22 protein-coding genes are annotated in these 20,921 nt (G+C 35.1%); 18 read left to right on the forward strand and 4 right to left on the reverse strand.

From position 1 onward, the window contains the following. Positions 1–140 precede the first annotated feature (140 nt). Together Sdiek1_RS07780 and Sdiek1_RS07785 are read right to left on the reverse strand one after the other, a co-directional pair. On the reverse strand, positions 141–1,748 hold the full coding sequence (locus tag Sdiek1_RS07780; RefSeq protein ID WP_069478035.1) for a sensor histidine kinase: 1,608 nt from the start codon (positions 1,746–1,748) through the stop codon (positions 141–143). Between the two features lie 212 nt (positions 1,749–1,960). Next, positions 1,961–2,632 carry a response regulator transcription factor gene (locus Sdiek1_RS07785; RefSeq protein ID WP_025344669.1) on the reverse strand — a complete coding sequence of 224 codons (672 nt, stop codon included), beginning with the start codon at positions 2,630–2,632 and terminating at the stop codon, positions 1,961–1,963. Positions 2,633–2,871: 239 nt separating this feature from the next. Here Sdiek1_RS07785 and Sdiek1_RS07790 point away from each other — a divergent pair, with 239 nt between their 5' ends. Then, entirely contained in the window at positions 2,872–4,353 is a 1,482-nt protein-coding gene (locus tag Sdiek1_RS07790; RefSeq protein WP_025344670.1) for a reductive dehalogenase, read from the forward strand. Beyond that, the gene (locus tag Sdiek1_RS07795) at positions 4,350–4,574 is read left to right on the forward strand and encodes a hypothetical protein (RefSeq protein ID WP_025344671.1); all 225 of its coding nucleotides are present in this window, start codon (positions 4,350–4,352) and stop codon (positions 4,572–4,574) included. The genes Sdiek1_RS07790 and Sdiek1_RS07795 overlap by 4 nt, the downstream gene beginning before the upstream one ends. 136 nt (positions 4,575–4,710) lie before the next feature. Here Sdiek1_RS07795 and Sdiek1_RS07800 read toward each other — a convergent pair whose 3' ends face one another. Next, complete coding sequence (locus Sdiek1_RS07800) at positions 4,711–6,510, reverse strand: sensor histidine kinase (RefSeq protein WP_087438648.1); 1,800 nt, start codon at positions 6,508–6,510, stop codon at positions 4,711–4,713. A gap of 24 nt (positions 6,511–6,534) precedes the next feature. Further along, positions 6,535–7,206: a response regulator transcription factor gene (locus tag Sdiek1_RS07805; protein ID WP_087438649.1), complete on the reverse strand. Its 672-nt coding sequence runs from the start codon at positions 7,204–7,206 to the stop codon at positions 6,535–6,537. A gap of 310 nt (positions 7,207–7,516) precedes the next feature. On the opposite strand from Sdiek1_RS07805, the gene Sdiek1_RS15585 reads away from it, so the two are divergent. From Sdiek1_RS15585 to Sdiek1_RS07885, 16 genes are all read left to right on the forward strand, one after another. Next, on the forward strand, positions 7,517–7,684 hold the full coding sequence (locus Sdiek1_RS15585) for a hypothetical protein (RefSeq protein ID WP_439951343.1): 168 nt from the start codon (positions 7,517–7,519) through the stop codon (positions 7,682–7,684). Between the two features lie 372 nt (positions 7,685–8,056). After that, positions 8,057–8,704: a 4Fe-4S dicluster domain-containing protein gene (locus Sdiek1_RS07815; protein ID WP_025344675.1), complete on the forward strand. Its 648-nt coding sequence runs from the start codon at positions 8,057–8,059 to the stop codon at positions 8,702–8,704. Then, on the forward strand, positions 8,691–9,548 hold the full coding sequence (locus Sdiek1_RS07820; protein WP_087438651.1) for a 4Fe-4S binding protein: 858 nt from the start codon (positions 8,691–8,693) through the stop codon (positions 9,546–9,548). The genes Sdiek1_RS07815 and Sdiek1_RS07820 overlap by 14 nt, the downstream gene beginning before the upstream one ends. Positions 9,549–9,909: 361 nt before the next feature. Then, positions 9,910–10,821 carry an adenosylcobinamide-phosphate synthase CbiB gene (cbiB, locus tag Sdiek1_RS07825; protein WP_025344677.1) on the forward strand — a complete coding sequence of 304 codons (912 nt, stop codon included), beginning with the start codon at positions 9,910–9,912 and terminating at the stop codon, positions 10,819–10,821. Beyond that, complete coding sequence (locus tag Sdiek1_RS07830) at positions 10,806–11,984, forward strand: norcobamide biosynthesis serine-O-phosphate decarboxylase (protein ID WP_025344678.1); 1,179 nt, start codon at positions 10,806–10,808, stop codon at positions 11,982–11,984. Before cbiB ends, Sdiek1_RS07830 begins: the two co-directional genes overlap by 16 nt. Then, on the forward strand, positions 11,981–12,532 hold the full coding sequence (gene cobU, locus Sdiek1_RS07835; protein ID WP_038533193.1) for a bifunctional adenosylcobinamide kinase/adenosylcobinamide-phosphate guanylyltransferase: 552 nt from the start codon (positions 11,981–11,983) through the stop codon (positions 12,530–12,532). Before Sdiek1_RS07830 ends, cobU begins: the two co-directional genes overlap by 4 nt. Before the next feature lie 8 nt (positions 12,533–12,540). Beyond that, positions 12,541–14,025 carry a cobyric acid synthase gene (locus tag Sdiek1_RS07840; protein WP_025344680.1) on the forward strand — a complete coding sequence of 495 codons (1,485 nt, stop codon included), beginning with the start codon at positions 12,541–12,543 and terminating at the stop codon, positions 14,023–14,025. Continuing rightward, on the forward strand, positions 14,022–15,056 hold the full coding sequence (gene cobT, locus Sdiek1_RS07845; RefSeq protein WP_167748976.1) for a nicotinate-nucleotide--dimethylbenzimidazole phosphoribosyltransferase: 1,035 nt from the start codon (positions 14,022–14,024) through the stop codon (positions 15,054–15,056). The genes Sdiek1_RS07840 and cobT overlap by 4 nt, the downstream gene beginning before the upstream one ends. Before the next feature lies 1 nt (position 15,057). Further along, positions 15,058–15,315, forward strand: coding sequence for a cysteine-rich small domain-containing protein (locus Sdiek1_RS07850; RefSeq protein ID WP_025344682.1), 258 nt, complete (start codon positions 15,058–15,060; stop codon positions 15,313–15,315). Next, positions 15,312–16,034, forward strand: coding sequence for an adenosylcobinamide-GDP ribazoletransferase (gene cobS / locus Sdiek1_RS07855; protein ID WP_025344683.1), 723 nt, complete (start codon positions 15,312–15,314; stop codon positions 16,032–16,034). The genes Sdiek1_RS07850 and cobS overlap by 4 nt, the downstream gene beginning before the upstream one ends. After that, positions 16,031–16,672 (forward strand): histidine phosphatase family protein, encoded by a 642-nt coding sequence (locus Sdiek1_RS07860; protein ID WP_025344684.1) that lies wholly within the window; start codon positions 16,031–16,033, stop codon positions 16,670–16,672. Before cobS ends, Sdiek1_RS07860 begins: the two co-directional genes overlap by 4 nt. A gap of 1 nt (position 16,673) precedes the next feature. Further along, positions 16,674–17,576: a sirohydrochlorin cobaltochelatase gene (locus Sdiek1_RS07865; RefSeq protein WP_025344685.1), complete on the forward strand. Its 903-nt coding sequence runs from the start codon at positions 16,674–16,676 to the stop codon at positions 17,574–17,576. Continuing rightward, positions 17,566–18,591: a FecCD family ABC transporter permease gene (locus Sdiek1_RS07870; protein ID WP_202819543.1), complete on the forward strand. Its 1,026-nt coding sequence runs from the start codon at positions 17,566–17,568 to the stop codon at positions 18,589–18,591. Before Sdiek1_RS07865 ends, Sdiek1_RS07870 begins: the two co-directional genes overlap by 11 nt. Continuing rightward, the gene (locus Sdiek1_RS07875; RefSeq protein ID WP_025344687.1) at positions 18,588–19,355 is read left to right on the forward strand and encodes an ABC transporter ATP-binding protein; all 768 of its coding nucleotides are present in this window, start codon (positions 18,588–18,590) and stop codon (positions 19,353–19,355) included. The genes Sdiek1_RS07870 and Sdiek1_RS07875 overlap by 4 nt, the downstream gene beginning before the upstream one ends. A gap of 9 nt (positions 19,356–19,364) precedes the next feature. Beyond that, entirely contained in the window at positions 19,365–20,273 is a 909-nt protein-coding gene (locus Sdiek1_RS07880; RefSeq protein WP_025344688.1) for an ABC transporter substrate-binding protein, read from the forward strand. Positions 20,274–20,275: 2 nt separating this feature from the next. Then, positions 20,276–20,920, forward strand: a complete 645-nt coding sequence (locus Sdiek1_RS07885; protein ID WP_025344689.1) for a precorrin-8X methylmutase — start codon at positions 20,276–20,278, stop codon at positions 20,918–20,920. Position 20,921: the final 1 nt, after the last annotated feature.

Here is a 20,921-nt window from a genome sequence, read left to right on the forward strand (position 1 = left end):
TCCTTTAGTTATAATTTTAATTATGGCAAAAAAGTATAGGACGTTTATAGGTAAAATATAAGTTAATTAGACGAAAAAACCTATTATCTCATACTGCGCATTCCTAATGTCTAGAAGTATTTTCATACAAATATAGCATATTAATTAACATGGCTAAGATCAATGATAAATTTTGCGCCTTTTTTAGAATTCTTTACATGTAAAGAACCACCGATGTTTTTTTCTATGATAATTTTTGCCATATAAAGCCCCAAACCAGTGCCATTTTTTTCTTTTTTAGTGCTAAAGTATGGGTCAAATATCTTCTCAATGATCTCAAGATCAATTCCTTCTGCATTATCTTCTATGAATATTTCTTTGTTTTTGATAGTAATCCATATCTGTTTGTCTTCTTTGGTTTTCAAGGCATCTTTGGCGTTGCTCATGAGAATGGTTAAGACTTGAATGAGTTCATTTTTACATCCAATGATAGTACTTTCATCGCTCTTTACATGTAAAGAAATTTGTTCTTGTTTAAAAGGTGTTCGGAGTAATACCATGGCACTCTCAACGGCGCTTTTAAGGAGAAAAACACGCTCCTCTTTTTTTGTAGAAAAGAAATTTAAAAAATCATTGATAGTATTTGACATGTATTTTATCTGTGTATTGGCTTCATGGACCTTTGTTTTCAATTTTTCATGTGAAAGCATTTGAAGTTCACTGGTCATTTCAATGTTGGCCAAAGTTGTTGAGACATTGTTAAGAGGTTGTCGCCATTGGTGAGCGATACTTGCAATCATCTCGCCCATTGCAGCAAGGCGTGATTTGGCTAAAAGCTCTTTTTGAAAAGAGAGTTTTTCATAAAAGAGTTTACTCAACCTGATATAAATAGAAAAGCACAGTAAAATTGCAGCAATAGTATTGGTGACCTGCATATTGTTGATGTAGGTGCCCTTGTTTAAGTAGGTATCAAAGAATTTGATATCAAATGAAGAAAAATAGAAGATAAATGGGTAGTAGATAAAGGCTGAGCTGATGATGTATAAAACGGAGACTGTGAAATCTTTTTTGAGGTTGACAATACCAACCATGAAAAAAAAGGGTAGAATTAATGCTGCTATAATGTAGCTGTAGTGGTCAAAGATAAAATTGTAGATATTTAATATTAAAGAGAAGAGAAGGCTTATATTGATAAATTTATCAACCCAAAGATAATTATTTTCTGTTTCAAAAAAGTATTTAGTAAAGAGTAGAAAAGTGATAATGTGAAGGGCAGGGAAGAAGATATTAAAAAGGACAATGATATTTTTATTGGAAAAGTTTAACCACTCTAATAAGACGACAATATCAGGAGAACAGTAGAGTGTTGGGGGTAAAAGTACCAAGCAATAGTATCCCAAACTTTTTTCTTTGATAGAAAAAAATACGATTAAGTTAAAGAAAAATATACTAATTAAAATTCCGAAAAAGAATCCATTGTCAAAATAAGACTTATCTGTTGAAATAACACTAAAGGTTTTTTCTTGATTAACTATTTTTATGGATTTAAAGACATCATACCCTTTTTTTTCATTAGATTTTACATATAGGGTTAAAGTTTCATTGGGGCTAATGATAAAATTATCAAATACAAACCCAGTGCGATCTTGGTCATAAAGTGAAGAATGTTTTAGTATTTGATTATGTTTAACATAATAAAGATCCAATTTGGCGTTGTACCAAAAGAAGATAATGCTTTTTTCAAGTTGTTGAACATTATTATTGGACATAGGTATTTTTATCCAAAAATTTCTGTTATCTAAATTTCGCATATCAGAGTATTGTAGATTTACTTTCGAAAAACTAGGATTATTAATAGCTTCATCAATAGATATATCTTTTTTAAGGAGATACGTTGATGGATTTTCTAAATTAATATAAGGCAAAGCACAAGCAGGAGAAAGTATTAATAAATAAACAATCAAAAAAGAGCGTAGTAGTTTCATTTATAGAGTTTCAATTTATAACCAAGTCTTGCTACATTAATAATAGTCTCTGGAGGCAAATGTTTTCGGATATCTCGTACTAACGAACGAATAGCGGCACTACTCATACCTTCTTCCCAGATATTATTTTCAAACTCTTGATAACTAACAATTTCATTAACACGTTTTAGTAAATATTCTAAAAAAGTGATTTCACTTCTTCTCAAAATTACATCTTTCTCATTGACAAAAAGAGCACGTTTAATAGTGTCATAATAAACTATATCAGAAAAATAAATTTTTTCATTTTTATTGTTTTTAAGATTAGCAACACATTTTTTAAGAGCATTTTTGAGATCAATCGCGGTGACAGGTTTTAGGATATAAGCTGCTAGATTAAGTTCAACGGCTTTTAAAAAATACTCAGTGTCTGTATAAGCAGTAGCAATGACAAGAGGTATTTTTTGGTTAAATTCACGAATTTGTTCACACACTTCAAGTCCATTAAAGTAGGGCATTTCGATGTCAAAAATAGCAATATCAATAGTATTGTTTTGAAAGATTTGAAGAGCTTCTTTCCCATCTTTGGCTAAATATACTTTTTTGCAAAAAAGAGAAAGTATTTCTCCTATGTTTTCACGAGTTTGTTCTTCATCATCTGCATAGAGTATTGTATAAGAAGCGAGCATGTTAAATCCCTGAAATTTTATGAATAATGTACGTATTATAAAAAAGAAATATAGAACTTGTAGATAAAAAATATTTTCCTTCTATTTTAGTTATACAACGGTTGCATAAGTTTTAAATACAATTTTCATAATAAGTCAGATGTTAAATGGTTGTACTTGGGATCATTTAATTAAAGGTTACAAGAAGGTTTAAAATCATTATCATGATTGTATGGTAGATGATTTTTTAAGGAGTAAATATGGAAAAGAAAAAACCTGAACTTTCACGTAGAGATTTTGGAAAGATAGTTGCTGGCGTTGGTGTTGCGGTTACTATTGCACCATTTGGGGGCACAGATGCTCATGCAAAAGAAAAAGCATCGCAAGAGATTCGTCATCAATTCGCGATGCCAGATGGGGTATCTCCTATCAAAATCAATGAAAAGTATGAAAGATTTAATGAGGGGCATGTGGCATTTTATCATCCCTCTTCAGTGATGATTCCAAACTTCAAAGGAGAAACTAAGTTTTGGGTGTTTTCTATGATGGACCAAAAGCAAAATTTGATTAATACAGCACAACATGCACCTGGCGTTAAAGCTCCAAGTGTTGCTGAGGCAAGATCTGCTAGAGCATGGGAATCAGCTGCGTGGACACTGAATGAAATGCTAGGATATGGAAAGCCAAATAGAAAGATGCATTTATGGGATAATTTTAAAGCAGCAAAGGATTGGCCACATATCTATAACAAAGCACCAGATGAAAAAGATCCTGCCATATTAACAAATCAGATTAAATACGTTACAAGATTAGCAGGGGCTGACTTAGTGGGTATTGCAAGATTGAACCGAAATTGGATCTTTAAAGAGGCTTTTACTACAGTATCAGATAAGCCTGAGGATGATAATAACTTTATCACAAAGCCAATTAACTTTAAAGATATTGAAAAACCAACGGAAACAGAAGATGAATACATTATTCCAAATAGCTTTGCCAATGTTATCGTTTCTGCTTTTGCGATGAACCGTGATATGATGCAGTGTTTGGCTACTTCTATGGCACATGCAGCTGCGGCACTTTGTTACTCTCGTATGGTGGCGCATGATATGTGGATTTGTCAGTTTATTCGTAACCAAGGCTACTATGCAATACCAAGCTGTAATGGTGTTGGACAATCAGTTGCCTTTGCTGTTGAAGCAGGTTTAGGACAAGCTAGTCGTATGGGAACTATCATCACCCCTGAGTATGGACCAATGGTTCGTCTTTCTAAGATCTTTACCAATATGCCTCTTATTCCCGATAAACCAATTGATTTTGGTGTTACAGAGTTTTGTGAAACATGTAAAAAATGTGCAAGAGACTGTCCTTCCAAGGCAATCTCAGAAGGGCCACAATCCTATGAAGCACGAGATATTCATAATGCAAATGGCCGCTACCAATGGCACAATGACCATAAAAAATGTTTACAGTATTGGGTTGAATCGGGCGGAGACTGTGGCATATGTGTAGCTGTTTGCCCCTTTACAAAAGGCAATATTTGGATTCATGATGGCGTTGAATGGTTGATTGATAAAACAAGATTCCTTGATCCTGTAATGCTAGGTATGGATGATGCACTGGGTTATGGTAAAACACGAAATGTAGAAGAAGTATGGAAAGGTAAAATCAATACCTATGGTTTAGATACATCTCACTTTAAAGATACGGAGACAACAGGAAAGGATAGGGTAAAAAAATCATGAAATTATTAAATATTTTAAATTATAAAGCAATTGGTTTGAGTTTACTTTATTTGGCATTGATTTTGGTTACTTTCCAAATTTCAATGGGAAGTTATGGAGAAGATGAGCCACAAGCTGGTAGTATATTAATGGTTGCTGGATTGATTTTTTCGATCATCGGTGTTTTTCTTGCAATGAAGTTTAAGCCAAACTATATTTTATGGGATAAACTTGAGCGTTAATCTTTGAATTGATTATTAAATAAAAGGTACAAAGTCTACCATTTTTTGGAAGTAATGTACCTTTTTTGTTTTGTATTTCTGTTAAAGCGATATTTTTGGGAGTAATGGCGATAGTACTATTTTAAAAAACAAGAGACTATGGAAGTTTTAAGATAAACTCGGCTCCTCTTTTATTGTTTGCAACTTGAATACTCCCTTTTATATTATTTTCCATAATGATTTTTGCTGTGTAGAGTCCAAGTCCTGTTCCATTCTTTTCAAGTTTTGTTGAAAAATAAGGCTCAAAAATTCGATGAATAATTTTGCTATCAATTCCCCCTGCATTATCGCTAATGGATATCTCATTTTTACTTGTTTTAAAATAAATCTTTCGATCTTCTTCAGGATTATCTTTGAGTGCATCTTTTGCATTCGTTAAGATGGTGATAATGACTTGTATAAGTTCATTTTTATATGTATTGATTTCAAACATTGCATCGCACTGTGTGTAAATTTGAATATGATTGCTTTCAAAGGATGTGCGCATAAAAGAGAGTGAATCATCAATGATTTCTTTACATGAAAAAGTAGATTTTTGCTTTTTCTGAGAAAAAAAGTTCATGAAATCTTCTATGGTATTGGTCATATGACGAATCTGCAAATGCATCTCATTGAGTTTGTCTTGTAAGGTTTTTGGTGAGAGTTTATCAAGCTGGCTGTGCATGTCTATATTGACAACGATAGAGGAAAGATGACTCAGTGGTTGCCTCCATTGATGGGCAATATTGGCAATCATTTCTCCCATCGCACTAAAGCGTGAGCGTGCAAGTATCTCTTTTTCAAATTGCCTTTTTTCTTCTAAGATCGAGAGTAGCTTTATATAGGTTACAATGCTTAGGCATAAAGAGCATAGTGTGCTGGTGACTTGAAGGTAATTGTTCATATTTTGTACACCATCAAAATTGAATATTCTAATAAAGGACTCCATAAATAGAGGGTAGATTAATAAAATCATCGCGATAGAATAAAGGGAAGCTTGCAGTTTGTCTTGTTTTAACATAATGAGACCAATTAAAATAAAACCTGGTAATAATATACCTGGATAAAAAATAATCAAAGATCCATTTGAAAAGATGAACTGTATAATTACCATTAGTATACAAGAGAGCATGTAAAAATTTAAAATGCTATTAATCGTGGCATGCTTATATTTGAGATCAAAAAACTCTTTGGTGAAAAGGGTAAGTGTCATCAAAATACTAAAAGGATTAGCCACTTTCATAATGTTATAGAGTATTGACTTTTCAAGGTATGGACTCAGTGCTGAGTAAAAGCTCCAGTGTAAGTTTGAGGTAATGAAGATAATGGACATTACAAACAAGACATAATAAAAGTAGCTTTTTAAGGATGTCATAAAGTACATAAATAAACTTGCAAAAAGAATGGTAAGTAAAATACCAAATAAAAGACCATGTTTATAAACGCTCTCATAGTTACTAATTTCTGATATAAGTTGTTCAGTATTGATGATATAAGCAGCAGAAAAATCATCCACTAATGGGTGATCATTGACTTTGATATAGATGGTACTTTCTTCATTAGGTCCTATAATGAAAGAGTAGTAAGAAATACCATTGTTTATGCCATCACTTACAGACTTAGTTTCGATGATTTTATTGTCTTTGCTATAGTAAACTTGGAGGTTGATATTCTTCCAGTAAAAAAGAAGTGTTTTATCTAGCTCTTTATTGAGTGTGTTTTTGAGAGGTATTTTTAACCAATAGTTCTTTGTAAATTGCTTTCTTAAAAAAACGGAAAGGTTATTGTTTTTGATGAAATCGCTATGCTTGAGAGCATCTTCTATAAAGATATTTTCATTTAAAAGATACGTATTTCGATGTAATAAGAGTTTCTCTTCATTTAAAGTAATTACGCCACTAAATAAAGAGAGTGTCAAAAGAAAAAAAAAGAAAGAAGAACTTCATTTTTGAAGAACCAGCTTGTATCCAACTTTTGGAATATTTTGAATGCTCTCTTTGGTTAGGTGCTTTCTTAGATCTTTGACAAGGGTTCGAATAGCTGGACCACTCATCCCTTCTTCCCAAATATTATACTCAAATTCACTATAGTTGATAACTCTATTAGGATTTTTCAACATATATTCAAGAAATTGCATTTCAATATTCGTTAATCTGACTTCACTATTATTGATATACAGTGTTCGTTCACCTACATTATAATATGCGCTCTGATTGATGTGAATTTCGCTATTTTTAGAATAACTTAATTGCTCTTCACATTTTTTAAGTGCTTTTTTCAAATCAGAAGTTTCTATTGGTTTTAAAATATAAGAGGTTAGATTTAATTCAACTGCTTTTAAAAAATATGCCGTGTCTGTATGAGCTGTAGCCATGACAATCGGGATATTTTTATTGCTTTTTCTGATTTTTTCGGCCACTTCTAAGCCATTAAGATAGGGCATCTCAATATCGAGTACCATGATATCTGGAGACTCATTTTGATACAATTCATATGCCTTTTCCCCATCTTGTGCTAGAAGTACATCATCAAAAAGAAGAGAAAGAATTTCTCCAATATTTTTACGAATTCCTGCATCATCTTCTGCATAAAGTACTTTATAGTTTTTAAACATGTGTGAACCTATCCTATAGTTTATAACTATGATTCTATCAGATATTTTGTTAAAAATTAACTTAAAAGAGTAAAAATTATCTATTTAATAGTTACCCTATATTTCACCTATAAGTTACCTATAAATATTCATAAAATTCAAGGTTCTCTCTTTATTGCACACAAAGTTACTACAAGTTTTATGTACTATGGAGTTTTAGTGTTGAATGTTGATTGTATTAATACAAAAATAAAGGAACGACATGTTTAGACAAGTAGTATCGTTGACGTTATTGGTTTCATTGCTGGCAGTTGGGAGCTCTGGTATTTTGATGATTATACTGAATAGTTTTGAGTTTCAGTTTCAGATGCATCCTGTTCATAAGATTTTTGGAGTCTTGATGGTTTTATCCGGTAGTCTACACCTGTATCTTAACTTCGGTTCAGTAAAAAAAATACTTGAATATAAAAAAAGATGGCACTTTTTACAGGAGTATTGAGCATAATAATGGTTTTACTTTATGGTGTAGGTATTAATAAACCATTAAACATAGAAAAAATAAAGCAGATGGAAAATATTGCAAAAACATTAGAAGAGTAAACAAAATTTCCTCAGAACTGGGTTAAAACTTCTCTGAATATCTACACATAATGAAGGACTTTATGATAAAAGTCCTTCTTCTATCTTATTTGATTTTATGACTACAAAGAGATAAAACTTTATGTTGTATTAAAAAAAAAAGGTAAAATTTTTTATTCATCTATTTTCTCCGCACAACTTATCTATTTTTTTTTCTTATCATTACATAGCAATAAAAATAAGTAATGATAAGAGAGTCTTAGTGCTAGGACAATCTTTAAGAGAGAAAAAGATGAATTTTAATCGAAGAAAATTTTTAATTTACAGCGCAGAAGCAGGAGCGATGTTCGGTCTTGTTGGAGCTGTTCCGTTAATGTCAGGAGAACATCACTACTTACGACCTCCAGGCGCCATTAAAGACGATACTTTTTATAAAGCATGTATTAAATGTGGTGCTTGTGTTTCAGCATGCCCCACTAAAGCGGTGACACTTATTGATCTTTGTTGGGATGTTAAAAATATCGGCACACCTATAATTGATATCAAAAATGGTGGCTGTATTGCTTGGGGAAAAGAGTGTCTTTTATGTGTTAAAGCTTGTCCAACAGATGTTTTGAGTGTAGTTAAAGATTTAAAAGAAGAAAAGCTTGGTCTTGCCATTATAAAAGAAGAAGAGTGTGTGAATTGTATGGTTTGTTTTTTACATTGCCCCATTGAGGGAGTAGTACTCTTTCCAAATCCAGAAGTTCCTGATAAACCTTATACTAAAGAACGTGATATACCTACAAAAATAAAACTCAAAGATTCCCCGTTAAAGCCTTATATTGTTAAAGATAAATGCATTGGGTGTGGATTGTGTGCTCATTATTGTCCTCCACGGTGCATTGATATGATTCCTATAGCAGACGTAAAAAAGGTAGCAAAAAATGAATCAAATTAATAAAGTTATTAATGTAAAAAAATTACAAATCATTAGAAAAAGTGTACATAACTTTTCTATGCTAAGCATTATACTAGGTGCATTTGGCATCATAACTGTTGCCGGAACATGTTATGTAAGTATTGGTTATTTTAGGCTTATTTGTCCAGTTGGTTTTATAGAGCTCTCTCTAGCAACACACACTATTAATACAAAACTTATCGTACCTTTTTTAACAATTTCAGTTCTTCTTTTTTTAGCGGGAAGATCGTTTTGTTCTTGGGGTTGTCCTACGTCTTATATGGGCGGAATTATACGTAAAATGACATCTAATGAGACCTATAAAAAATACACTAAAGTAAAAAATAAAGTGCAAAAGTATGTACCGCAACCTGGTATGGATGATATCTTTGTCATGATGATAGGTACATTAATAGGAATATTTGTATTTCAGTATCCACTACCTTGCACAATTTGTCCATTAGGAATCATTTCACGGGCTCTTATTGAAACAGTCAATCATTCTACAATTACGCATTTTCACATTGCACTACGTTATGACACTTTATTGTTAATAATTCCTATCGTATCTATGTTTTTATTTGTAAGAGGTTGGTCACAAGTTTGCCCTGTCGGTTCATTGAAAGGGCTTATGTCAACGTATAACAAGACAATCGTTCCTTCAACAACAGAAGCATGTGTCAACTGTAAGTTATGTGAACAAGTATGTCCTGTTAATATTGGACATCGTAGAGGGCTTCCTGATATGAGTATTTGTATCAAATGTATGCTATGTGCAGAATATTGTCCGCAACATGCCATAGACATTGTTGCTTTATACGAGCATAAAAAAAACAAAATTTAAAGAAGTAAAAGATGTGAATGTACTGAATACATCCATTGAAACAATGAATAAAACAGCTTAATTAACTTTACAAAAGGGATTATAAAATGGGCGTAACCAATGGTTACAAGAAAAAGTATATAAGTTTGGCGGCTATTCTCACTTGTGCCGTTAGAACAATATTTTTTTCTGAAGAGGTTAAAGTGAATAATATTGAAACTATATCGGTTCTTTCCTTTTTGAGAAGAGATGATTATGTGTGTTATTGAAGATACTTTTAATATCACAAGCGCTCTATCTCACGTTGCATTAATACAATGTCTTAAATTGTTTAACTAAAGAGGTTATCTCTTTGATTAAACTCAAGAAAAAAGGATAAAGAATGAATACCGCATTAATAGCTTTTTTTGCGTATATCGTCGATAAATTTGTTGGTGAATTTACAGTTATAACGCATCCAGTCATTTTTATTGGGCGTTATATAAGTTGGTTTGAAAAAAAATTTTATAAAAATACTTTTCAACGAGGCTTAGTGCTTGCTGTGAGTACATTAGGACTTACATACGTAGCTATTTGGCTGTTAGAAACTCTTTTATCTTCTCTTCCACATGGTATTTCAATATTTATTTCAATCGTGATTGCTTCGATGTTTTTGGCGCATCATATGCTCTATCATTCTGTTTTGGACGTCATCAATTCTTCTGTTCCAAAAGAAAAAATAAAGTATTTAGTCAGTCGTGACACTGAAGATATGGATGACCACGAAATCTACAAGGCATGTATAGAAACGTATACTGAAAATATTAATGATGGGGTTATAGCACCTTTATTTTATCTTCTTCTTTTTGGACTAAAGGGGCTTATTATTTTTAAAGCGATTAGCACATTAGACTCCATGGTGGGTTATAAAAATGAACGTTACTCTCATTTTGGAACTGCAGGAGCAAGGTTGGATGATATTGTAGGATGGATTCCTGCTCGTATTAGTGCATTACTTATTTATTTAGCTGCTAAAGGATCGTACAGCTTTAATACGTTAAAAAAGTATGCTTCAGGGCATGAAAGTCCTAATTCAGGCTGGCCCATTGCAGCAGCTGGATTGGCATTTCATTTAAAACTTGGTGGTCCTACACGCTATTTTGGTGCAATCAAAAATAAGCCTTATCTTGGGGATGGTTCCCTTCCCTTAACACAGCAAGACGTATGTAATGTACTCACGCTGCATTCAAAGATTGACTATATTGTATTGGGAAGTATGGCAGCAATGATTACATTTCTATGGTTGATACAATGAATGCACGTAACACTCAATTTACGAAAGCGTTTCATGCGTTAAAACAGAATGCGGGAAGTCATAGTCCAAGTATGGAAGACTTGAAAAAAATGTTCCCAACATTGGAAATCAAGATCGATGCATGCTATTTGTCAAATCCTTATGCTTCTGAGCTAGTACTTGATTATATTGACCGTGAATTAATTCAAACCAATGCCTATAAAAAGGTACTGACACACTACCCATCACAGCAACGTTCTTTGCAAAAAGTTATGGCGGAGTCTTTACATGTAAAGCCTGAAAATATATTTATCGGGAATGGTGCCACTGAAATTATTCAGATGCTTCTACAACAAGAAGAGGTTCAAAAAGTTGCCTTAATGATTCCTACTTTTTCATCGTATTATGAGTTTGTGGGCAAAGGGTGTGAAGTTGTTTATTTTCCATTGAATGAACGTGATGATTATAGCTTTGATGCGGATAAATACTGCCAATTTATTGAAAATGAACAACCCGATACCGTTGTGTTGATTAATCCAAATAATCCAAATGGTGCCTATCTTTCTTTAGAAAAGATGCACATTTTATTGAAACGCTTAGCCTTTGTGCCGCGCATTATTATTGATGAAAGTTTTATTCATTTTGCCTATGAAGACGAGGCATTGACATGTCTTAGCTCAACTGTTTTATTTGATATGTATCCTAATGTCATCATTGTTAAAAGTCTCTCTAAAGATTTTGGCATAGCAGGGGTTCGCCTTGGGTATGCCTTGATGGATTCACGTAAGATTGATGCACTTTTAGAGCATGGATTTTTATGGAATATCAATGGTATTGGTGAGTATTGTCTTCGACTTTTTGTAAGGGAAGATTTTTTAAAGCGCTATGAAGAAGCTAGAAAGCAGTATATCAAAGAGATGTGCAGATTTAAAGAAGCGCTTTTAGGGATAGAAAATGTGTATGTCTATCCTTCGATGGCTAACTTTGTGATGCTCAAACTTCCGTCTAGAATAAAAGCAAGTTTTGTGATTAGTGCACTCCTTGTTGAGTATGGAATTTATGTTCGCACCATGGCAGATAAAATTGGTGTTGAGGGCGAATGTATTCGTATTGCAGGAAGAACGCGTGAAGAGAATAACTGCATCGTTATGGCGCTCAAAAGCATACTAAAGGATAGTAAGTGATTACATTTATCACCGGTGGTGGACGTAGCGGGAAAAGTCTGTTTGCAGAAGATAGGGCTAAACGCTATAAAAATAAATGCTACGTAGCAACCGCCATTGCTTTTGATGACGAAATGAAATACCGCGTTAAAAAACATTTAGAGCAGCGTGGAAGTGATTGGGTTACTATTGAACAATACGAAGGTATCGCAAAAGCTTTACATGTAAAGGCAAAAGATGCACAGGTTGTCTTGGTAGATTGTTTAACAAATTTGGTCAGCAATATGATGATTATGAACCGCGATGTGGATTGGGAAACGCTCAGTGATGAAGCAGTTTATGAAATTGAACAAGAGATATTAGAAGAAGTGAATGCATTGGTGCTGTTTGGGCATGAGTTTGCTGGTGAAATGATTATCGTGTCCAATGAAGTAGGTATGGGACTCATTCCTGAATATCCCTTAGGACGTCGCTTTAGAGATATTGCAGGACGAATGAATCAGCACGTAGCACGTGCAAGTGATGAAGCATACTTGGTAGTCGCAGGATTACCGATGAAATTAAAATAGAGACACTAATGAAACATAAAAATTTAATGGTTTACGGTACAGGTTCGGATGTTGGTAAGAGCGTTATTGTGGCAGGATTATGCCGTATTCTTAAGCAAGATGGTGTGCGAGTTTGCCCTTTTAAATCTCAAAATATGGCCTTAAATTCTTATATCACCAAAGATGGAAAAGAGATGGGACGTGCCCAAGTGGTGCAAGCAGAAGCCGCAGGGCTGGAGCCTGATGTGATGATGAATCCTATATTGCTGAAACCTTCAACAGACCGCAAGGCACAAGTCATCTTGCATGGAAAAGCTTTACGCAATATGGATGCTCGAGAGTATTTCACCAATCGTGGTGCTATGAAAATAGAGGTTATGAAGGCTTATAACAAGATACGCGAAAACTATGATGTATCTATTATCGAAGGAGCTGGAAGTCCTGCTGAGATTAATTTGAAAGTAGATGACTTGGTCAATACCGGTATGGCAGAAATGGCTGATGCGCCAGCTGTTTTGGTTGCAGACATTGATAAAGGAGGCGTTTTTGCCTCAATATATGGAACGATAAAACTTTTGGAAAAACATGAAAGTGCTCGTATCAAAGGGGTTATTATCAATAAGTTTCGTGGTGATGTAACCTTACTTGAACCAGGGCTTCGTATGATTGAAGAAAAAATCAATATTCCTGTTCTTGGCGTTATCCCTTATATACAACTGGGTATTGAAGAAGAAGATGGTTTTGGTGATAGGCATTTAGAAAAAAAAGCACGTGGGGCAATTGATATCGCCGTTATTGTACCTAAGCGCATTTCAAATTTTACCGACATGGATGCCCTTTTGAGACACAGTGATGTAACCGTGCGTTATGTTCGAAAAGTACATGAGATTGAAAATCCAGATGTTATTATCTTGCCAGGGTCAAAAAACACTATCGAGGATATGCTGGATCTTCAACAAAGAGGCATGGCCGAAGCGGTGATTAAACATGCAAAAAATGGGGTGATTATCTTTGGTATTTGTGGTGGATTTCAGATGTTAGGTCAAAAAATTCAAGATGAATTTGGAATTGAATCTTCCATTCAAGAAATAACCGGACTGGGTCTTTTAGATATCGAAACAACGATGTTAAAAGAAAAGACAACGACGCAATTTGAAGGCTTACTCAGTTGTAATACAGGTTTTCTTCAAGGAATGACTAAATGCCGTATCAAAGGATATGAAATCCATCAAGGCATCACGTATGGCAATGAAGCCAATTTATTTGAAGGTACTGAGGCATTACTCGGGGCAATACGGGACAATGTTATAGGAACCTATATCCATGGGGTGTTTGATAATTCTGACTTTACCACTGAATTTTTAAATCGTATTCGTGAGAAAAAAGGCATTACAAAAGTCGATGAAGTCTTTGACTATGACGCTTATAAACAAGGTGAGTACGACAAGTTGGCTTTATTGTTACGTGAAAATCTAGATATGAGAGCTATTTACAACATTATAGGAGTTGAATGATGCATCTATTAGAAGAGACTTTACTTGCTATAACCGGAGTAAATGAAGAAAACCAAAAAAACCAAAAAGAATATATTGCGACATTATTGAAGACGCCTGATGGGCTTGGTAAATTAGAAAAGATGAATATTCAACTGAGTGGAATAGAAAAAGAGTACCGCGTTAAGAAAAAAGCAGTCGTCGTGATGGCTGCAGATAATGGTGTTGAAGAAGAGGGCGTGAGTGCTTCTAAGCGTGTGATAACACAATATGTCGTTGAAGCGATGGTTGCGGGGGAAGCGTCTATTAGTTCACTGTGCAAATCATTGGGCAGTGAACTTTTTGTGATTGATCTTGGCATTGATTCGACACGTGTTTTCAAAGGGGCAATTACGCATAAAATTATGCCTACAGGGACATATAACATTCGAAAAGGCCCAGCAATGAGCCGTGAACAGGCCATTGAAGCTATTGAAGTTGGTATTGATATCGTTCGTGAACTCGTAGAAAAAGATTACAACCTTTTTGCTGTGGGTGAAATGGGTATTGGCAATACAACAACTAGTAGTGCCTGCTTAAAAGCCTTAACGAATCTTCCGTTAGTTGAACTTGTGGGATATGGCAGTGGTATTGATGAGCGAACATTAGGATTGAAAATAGCCGTTGTAGAGGATGCCGTTCGTATCAATAAGCCTGATGTGAATGACCCTATCGACATCATCCAAAAATTGGGTGGTCTTGATATCGCCGCCATGACGGGGGTCTATTTGGGTGCGGCTAGGTATAAAGTACCTATTGTTTTAGATGGCCTTATCTCAGGCGTTTCTGCCTTGCTTGCATACCGCATGAACGCGCATGCAAGAGATTACATGATTCCTTCTCACATCAGTGAAGAGCCTGGTGCAAAGTGGATAATGGAAGCACTTTGCTTTAATCCGATGCTTCATATGAACATGAAACTTGGTGAAGGTAGTGGTGCGGTACTCGTGTTTCCTTTGGTTGAAGCGGCTAGTAATCTAACACGCGATATTCGTGTCTACCCAGAGGTATAAGATGAGCTATAAATTTGTACAAAATAAAGCGTGTGAGTATTTTCCTTGTCATAAGATAGAAGAGGACACTACCTTTAATTGTCTTTTTTGCTATTGCCCTTTGTATGCTTTGGGTGAGCAGTGTGGCGGAAAATTTACCTATACAAAAAATGGAATCAAAAGTTGTGTGGAATGTGATGTTGTTCATCATAAAGATACGGGCTATGAATACGTCCAAGCGAAAATGCATTACATCATAAAACTGGCAGTACAGAAATGAACGGGATACTGTTATTAATTCAATTTATGACACGCCTTCCTGTATTTAGTAAAACAACCTATGACCCTATTGCGATTGGGCGTGCTATAAAGTTTTTTCCCTTCGTTGGTTTGCTTATCGGTTTAATTTTATGTGCGGTGTTTATGGTCATCAATCCTTTGATTGACAATAAATTAATTGTTGCCTTAATCATTGTTGTAGTTGAGATTTTACTCACGGGAGGGCTTCATCTTGATGGTTTATCGGACAGTTTTGATGGCTTGTTTAGTTACAGAGATAAAGAGCGCATCTTAGAGATTATGAAAGACTCTTGTATCGGGGTCAATGGGGCGTTAGCGCTTATTGTCTATGTGGTTGCCAAAATTTTATTTCTGAGTGAACTTGGCTGGGAATATATCGTTTTTATACCTGTCGTGGCACGTTTAAATACTGTTCTTCATGCAGGCTTAGGAAGGTATGCAAGAGAAGAAGGCATGGGAAAAAGTATTGTGGATGAAACGAGTATCCAAGGCGTATTTTTTGCCATTTTGAGTGTCTTAGTCATAGGCTTTATCCTCCTAGGTTTAGATGCGCTTTGGCTTGTTGTGGGTGCTTTGAGTTTTGGTTTTATGAGCCTTTATTATATTCAAAAGCGCATTGATGGCATCACAGGTGACACGATGGGAGCAGTATTAGAATTAACATCTTTAGTTGTGTTATTTATAGGAGTACTTTTATGAAAACAGAAATTTACCTTCTTCGCCATGGAGAGACAGGATTAAATAGGCAAAAAGTTTATTTTGGCCATTTAGATGCTGCTATGAATGAGTTAGGCAAAGAATGTATTGCGCATGTGGCAAATAACTTTTTTGGGCCATTAGATGTGATTATTTCTAGTGATTTGGAGCGTTGTGCCGAGTCAGCAAGAATATTTAGTCGCTCAAAAAAGATTAAGGTCACCTATGATCAGCGTTTACGTGAATTGGACTTTGGTGTCTTTGAAGGACGAACCTATGCGTCATTAATGGAAGAGTTTCCCAAAGAAGCTGAGCAGTTTTTTAGTGGCGATTATGATTTTGTGATACCCAAAGGTGAAAGTGTCAAAATGCTTTTTGAACGCACATATGAAGCGTTTGAAGAAATCATAGCAAACCATGCTGGTAAGCATATTCTTATCTCAACACATGGTGGCGCGATAAGGGCAATTCTTTCTCGCTACCTTGCAGGCAATAAAAAAGCTTACTGGAAGTTTGCCGTTGAACATGCTTCTTTGACAAAGCTCGTCCATGAAGATGGCTTTGTGTACCTGGAATACCTAGGAAGAGGAGAGAAAATTCAACAATTAGCCGTGAGTACAAAGATGAAAAAAGGAGCATGAAATGAAAAAAACTATAATGCTGATCTCTATGATGATGATAGTGTTTATATTTAATGGGTTTACGCTGTTTCAAAACAAAGACAAAAAAGCGATTCTTTTTGTTAATTTTGGAACGACATATAATGATACAAGAGTCGCTACAATTGATACGTTGCAGAAAAAAATAGCAGATACCTATAAAGACTATGATGTTAGATTGGCGTATACATCAAGACAAATCATTCGAAAACTCAGTGAGCGTGATGGTATTCGAATCGATACGCCCGAAGAGGCTCTTAAAAAGTTAAAAGCTGATGGATACGGTACGGTTATCGTTCAAGCAACGCATATCATTAATGGTGAGGAAGCGGATTATCTTAAACGCGAAGTTGCCTCCCTAAAAGATGATTTCTATGTCATTAAATTAGGTCATCCACTTTTGACGCATATTAAAGATTATGAGTTGACAATGAAGGCGCTTCAGTTGCAATATTCTGAATTAAAGGCAGATGAGGCTGTTGTGCTTATTGGACATGGTACACATCATCCTTCTACCTCTGCGTATGCCATGATTGATTATTTCTTCCAAGACGCATCTCAAAATGTCTATTTTGGAACCGTGGAAGGGTTTCCCTCTTATGACAATGTTCTCACAAGACTTAAGAAAAATGGTATTAGAACAGTAACTTTGATGCCGTTTCTATTTGTAGCAGGCGATCATGCAAACAATGATATTGCCGGTGACGAAGAAGATTCTTGGAAAAGTATGCTTTTAAAAGAGGGTTTTAACGTCAATGTTTATCTTCATGGCTTAGGTGAAAACGAAGCGATTCAACAGATTTTTATTGAGCATATTGAACATGCAATTACGAATAAAGAAATAGATATGAAACGAAAGAAAGCAGGTTATGCACTTGGCAAGTAAAACACATTTTCTATCATCCGACACCAAATTTTTAGTTTGGACGCTTGGTGGAATTTTATTAACGCTTAGTGGCGTGATTGCATTTGCCGGAATGGGATATATCGATATCCCCTTCTTTGATGTCTGTAAAATCATGATAGGCAGTAAAGAAAATGTAATAGGTTCTACGGAGTGGTTTGTCGTGCATGATATACGATTGCCACGTATTTTAACAGCGATTTTAACCGGCGTTGCATTAAGTTTAAGTGGGCTTGTCTTTCAAGGGGTTCTCCTTAACCCTTTGGCAGACCCTTATACTTTAGGTATCTCCTCAGGTGCATCATTTGGTGCCGCATTAGCGTTGTTATTAGGATTGAGTGGCGTGATGATTCAAGGAAGTGCTTTTTTCTTTGCGATAATCAGCCTTGGAATTGTGTTGCGTTTGGCAACGTTTGAAGGGCGCATCATTCCTGTATCGTTGATTCTATCCGGTGTTATCATTGGAGCTTTTTTCTCCGCAGGGCTTAGTTTTTCAAAATACCTAGCAGGGGATGAAATAGCGTCTATTTTCTTTTGGTTATTAGGTAGTTTTCAAGGTAAAACATGGATGGAAGTGATGATTCTTTTGGCTGTTGTTTCCTTTGGCTCTATGGTGATTTACTTTTATGCCGAGGAAATCAATATTTTGTCATTGGGAGAGAAAAATGCTAGCTCAATGGGCGTAGATACACACCGTGTACGTCTTATTTTACTCGTTGTTGCCTCATTGATGTCCTCAGTGACCGTATCTATTTGTGGGATTATCGGTTTTGTGGGATTGATAATCCCTCATATGATGCGATTTTTAGTGGGAACGGACAACAAAAAACTCATCATTGTTTGTTCTTTGTGGGGCGGAATTCTTCTCTCAATGGCTGATAATGTTTCTCGTGCGTTACTTCCACATGAAGTCCCTATTGGGATACTCACAGCGCTTTTAGGTGCACCATTCTTTGCCATAGTTTTTAGAAATAAGATGCGAGGGAAAAAGAGATGAGTGCTTTACATGTAAAGAATCTTGGCTATAAAAGTGGGTCTACTTCTATCTTAGAAAACATCAACTTGAGCCTTGAGGTGGGAAAATTCTATGGAATTTTGGGGCCTAATGGCAGTGGTAAAACAACACTATTGGATTGTTTGGCTGGTTTAGTACCAAAATCACATGGTGAGATTGAAATATTTAATGTGCCTTGTCATACCTATTCTCGTAAAGAGTTCGCCCAACAAATAGCACTTGTTCCTCAAAATTTTGATATTTCCTTTCCCTATAAGGTTCAGGAAATCTTAGAAATGGGACGTTATCCCTTTAAAAAAAGAATGCATGGGCTTTCAGCAAAAGAGTATGCCTTAATTGATCAGATTAAGGATGTTTTTGAATTGAACTTTTTGGTAGATAAAGAGGTTACAAACCTCAGTGGTGGAGAAAAGCAACGCGTGGCTTTCGCTAAAGCATTAATTCAAGATACGCCTATTTTATTTCTGGATGAATCAACATCAAACATGGATCCTTATTTTGCACATTTTGTTTTAAAAGAGGTGCAAAAACGAACGAAGAATGAACAAAAAACAGTTCTTGCGGTCTTTCACGATATGAATCTTGCCTCACGTTATTGTGACGAGATCATCATGCTTAAAGATGGAGGACTTTTAGAAATGGGTACTACAAAAAAAGTATTAACACCGATCAATATCAAAAGACTTTTTGGTATCGAAAGTATTGCCGTTCATGATAACGACAAGAGCTATATTATTCCAGTTTAAGGAGCGAAAATGAAAATATTATGGTTAGTGGCTTTGCTGATATCAAGCCATCTTTATGCGCTAGAAATTGAAGATCAGAATGGAAACAAAATTATTTTTGACAAACCTTTTAAACGTGTTATCTCTTTATATCCTGCACATACAGATCTTATCGATGATTTAGGAGCAGGAGCATTATTAATAGGTGTTTCTATTGATTTAGATAATCCTGATAAATTCAAAGATATACCTACGTACTCCTATTATGATAATGCAGAAAAGTTCATTAGTGCAAAGCCTGATCTTATCTTGATTCGACCAATGATTGCCAATAAATTCAAAGGTATGATAGACCTTTTAAAATCACGAGGAATTGAAGTTGTTTCACTCCAACCTTCAACCTACCAAGAGTTACCAACGTATTGGAATAAGATTGGAAAATTAGTAGGAAAAGAAGAAGCTTCCACTCGATATGTAGAATCTTTTGAGAATGAAGTTGCAAAGATTAAAGCTAAGGTAGCTTCCATTCCTAGTGAAAATAAAAAAGGACTTTTCTTTGAAACGCGTCATAAAGATTTTTTGACAACCAGTCCTGGAAGTATGCCTTATACAATCATTGAGATTTTAGGTGTAAAAAATATTGCGAAAGATGCTAAATCAATCAGAAATGGTTCCACTGTTGCGCCCTATGAGATTGAAAAAATTCTTTCTCATGCGCAGGATATTGATGTTTATATCGCACAGAATGGAGCGATGAACCGTGTTAGTGAAGAAGATATTTATAATACACCTGGTTTTAAAGCAATTAATGCCATCAAAAATAAACACGTCTATTTAATTCCTGAAGAGATCGTTTCAAGGCCCACAAAAAAATTGCTTGACGGAATGTGGGCACTCGGTCAGATTATCTATCCCAATTATTTTAAAGAAAGGATTTAACCATGTCGTATGAAAGACGGCCAATGAGTATTGAACAAAAGAGTTTTGAGATTATTACCCAAGAGATGGGAAGTGCTATTGATGCCTTTGATGCTACGTTGCAACCTGTTGTTAAACGTGTCATTCATACCACGGCTGATTTTGAGTATACCGATCTTTTAGATTTTTCTGATGATGCAGTCCAGAGTACGTTTGATGCCCTCAAAAGTGGATGTAAAATCTATTGTGATACCAATATGATTGTTAATGGCCTCAGTAAAGTTGCCTTAGGGAAATTTTCTTGCAAACCGTACTGCCTTGTGAGTGATGAAGATGTCAGTAAAGAAGCTAAAGAACGTGGTGTTACAAGATCAATTGTAGGCATGGAACATGCGGCAAAAGATCCAGAAACTAAAATATTTTTAATCGGCAATGCCCCAACAGCACTTTATACTCTATTGGAGATGATTAAATCAGGTGATTGTGCAAAACCTTCCCTTATCGTCGCTGTACCTGTTGGATTTGTGGGAGCGGCTGAATCTAAAGAAGAAGTTCTAAAATATGATGTTCCTTATATTCGAGTAAGAGGTAGAAAAGGTGGAAGTACGGTTGCCGTTGCTATTTTACACGGTCTTATCTACCAAATTTTTCAAAGAGAAGGCATCTAAA

This window comes from Sulfurospirillum diekertiae (genome assembly GCF_002162315.1).
In the GTDB taxonomy this organism is placed as follows: Bacteria; Campylobacterota; Campylobacteria; order Campylobacterales; family Sulfurospirillaceae; genus Sulfurospirillum.

Coding starts and splice junctions, on each gene's coding strand:
- Sdiek1_RS07795 (WP_025344671.1), top strand. CDS start 4,350: ATGAAATTATTAAATATTTTAAATTATAAAGCAATTGGTTTGAGTTTA.
- Sdiek1_RS07790 (WP_025344670.1), top strand. CDS start 2,872: ATGGAAAAGAAAAAACCTGAACTTTCACGTAGAGATTTTGGAAAGATA.
- Sdiek1_RS07780 (WP_069478035.1), bottom strand. CDS start 1,748: ATGTCCAATAATAATGTTCAACAACTTGAAAAAAGCATTATCTTCTTT.
- Sdiek1_RS07820 (WP_087438651.1), top strand. CDS start 8,691: ATGAATCAAATTAATAAAGTTATTAATGTAAAAAAATTACAAATCATT.
- Sdiek1_RS07865 (WP_025344685.1), top strand. CDS start 16,674: ATGAAAAAAACTATAATGCTGATCTCTATGATGATGATAGTGTTTATA.
- Sdiek1_RS07840 (WP_025344680.1), top strand. CDS start 12,541: ATGAAACATAAAAATTTAATGGTTTACGGTACAGGTTCGGATGTTGGT.
- Sdiek1_RS07805 (WP_087438649.1), bottom strand. CDS start 7,206: ATGTTTAAAAACTATAAAGTACTTTATGCAGAAGATGATGCAGGAATT.
- Sdiek1_RS07885 (WP_025344689.1), top strand. CDS start 20,276: ATGTCGTATGAAAGACGGCCAATGAGTATTGAACAAAAGAGTTTTGAG.
- Sdiek1_RS07860 (WP_025344684.1), top strand. CDS start 16,031: ATGAAAACAGAAATTTACCTTCTTCGCCATGGAGAGACAGGATTAAAT.
- cobS (WP_025344683.1), top strand. CDS start 15,312: ATGAACGGGATACTGTTATTAATTCAATTTATGACACGCCTTCCTGTA.
- cbiB (WP_025344677.1), top strand. CDS start 9,910: ATGAATACCGCATTAATAGCTTTTTTTGCGTATATCGTCGATAAATTT.
- Sdiek1_RS07830 (WP_025344678.1), top strand. CDS start 10,806: ATGGTTGATACAATGAATGCACGTAACACTCAATTTACGAAAGCGTTT.
- cobT (WP_167748976.1), top strand. CDS start 14,022: ATGATGCATCTATTAGAAGAGACTTTACTTGCTATAACCGGAGTAAAT.
- Sdiek1_RS07815 (WP_025344675.1), top strand. CDS start 8,057: ATGAATTTTAATCGAAGAAAATTTTTAATTTACAGCGCAGAAGCAGGA.
- Sdiek1_RS07785 (WP_025344669.1), bottom strand. CDS start 2,632: ATGCTCGCTTCTTATACAATACTCTATGCAGATGATGAAGAACAAACT.
- Sdiek1_RS07880 (WP_025344688.1), top strand. CDS start 19,365: ATGAAAATATTATGGTTAGTGGCTTTGCTGATATCAAGCCATCTTTAT.
- Sdiek1_RS07875 (WP_025344687.1), top strand. CDS start 18,588: ATGAGTGCTTTACATGTAAAGAATCTTGGCTATAAAAGTGGGTCTACT.
- Sdiek1_RS07850 (WP_025344682.1), top strand. CDS start 15,058: ATGAGCTATAAATTTGTACAAAATAAAGCGTGTGAGTATTTTCCTTGT.
- Sdiek1_RS15585 (WP_439951343.1), top strand. CDS start 7,517: ATGATTATACTGAATAGTTTTGAGTTTCAGTTTCAGATGCATCCTGTT.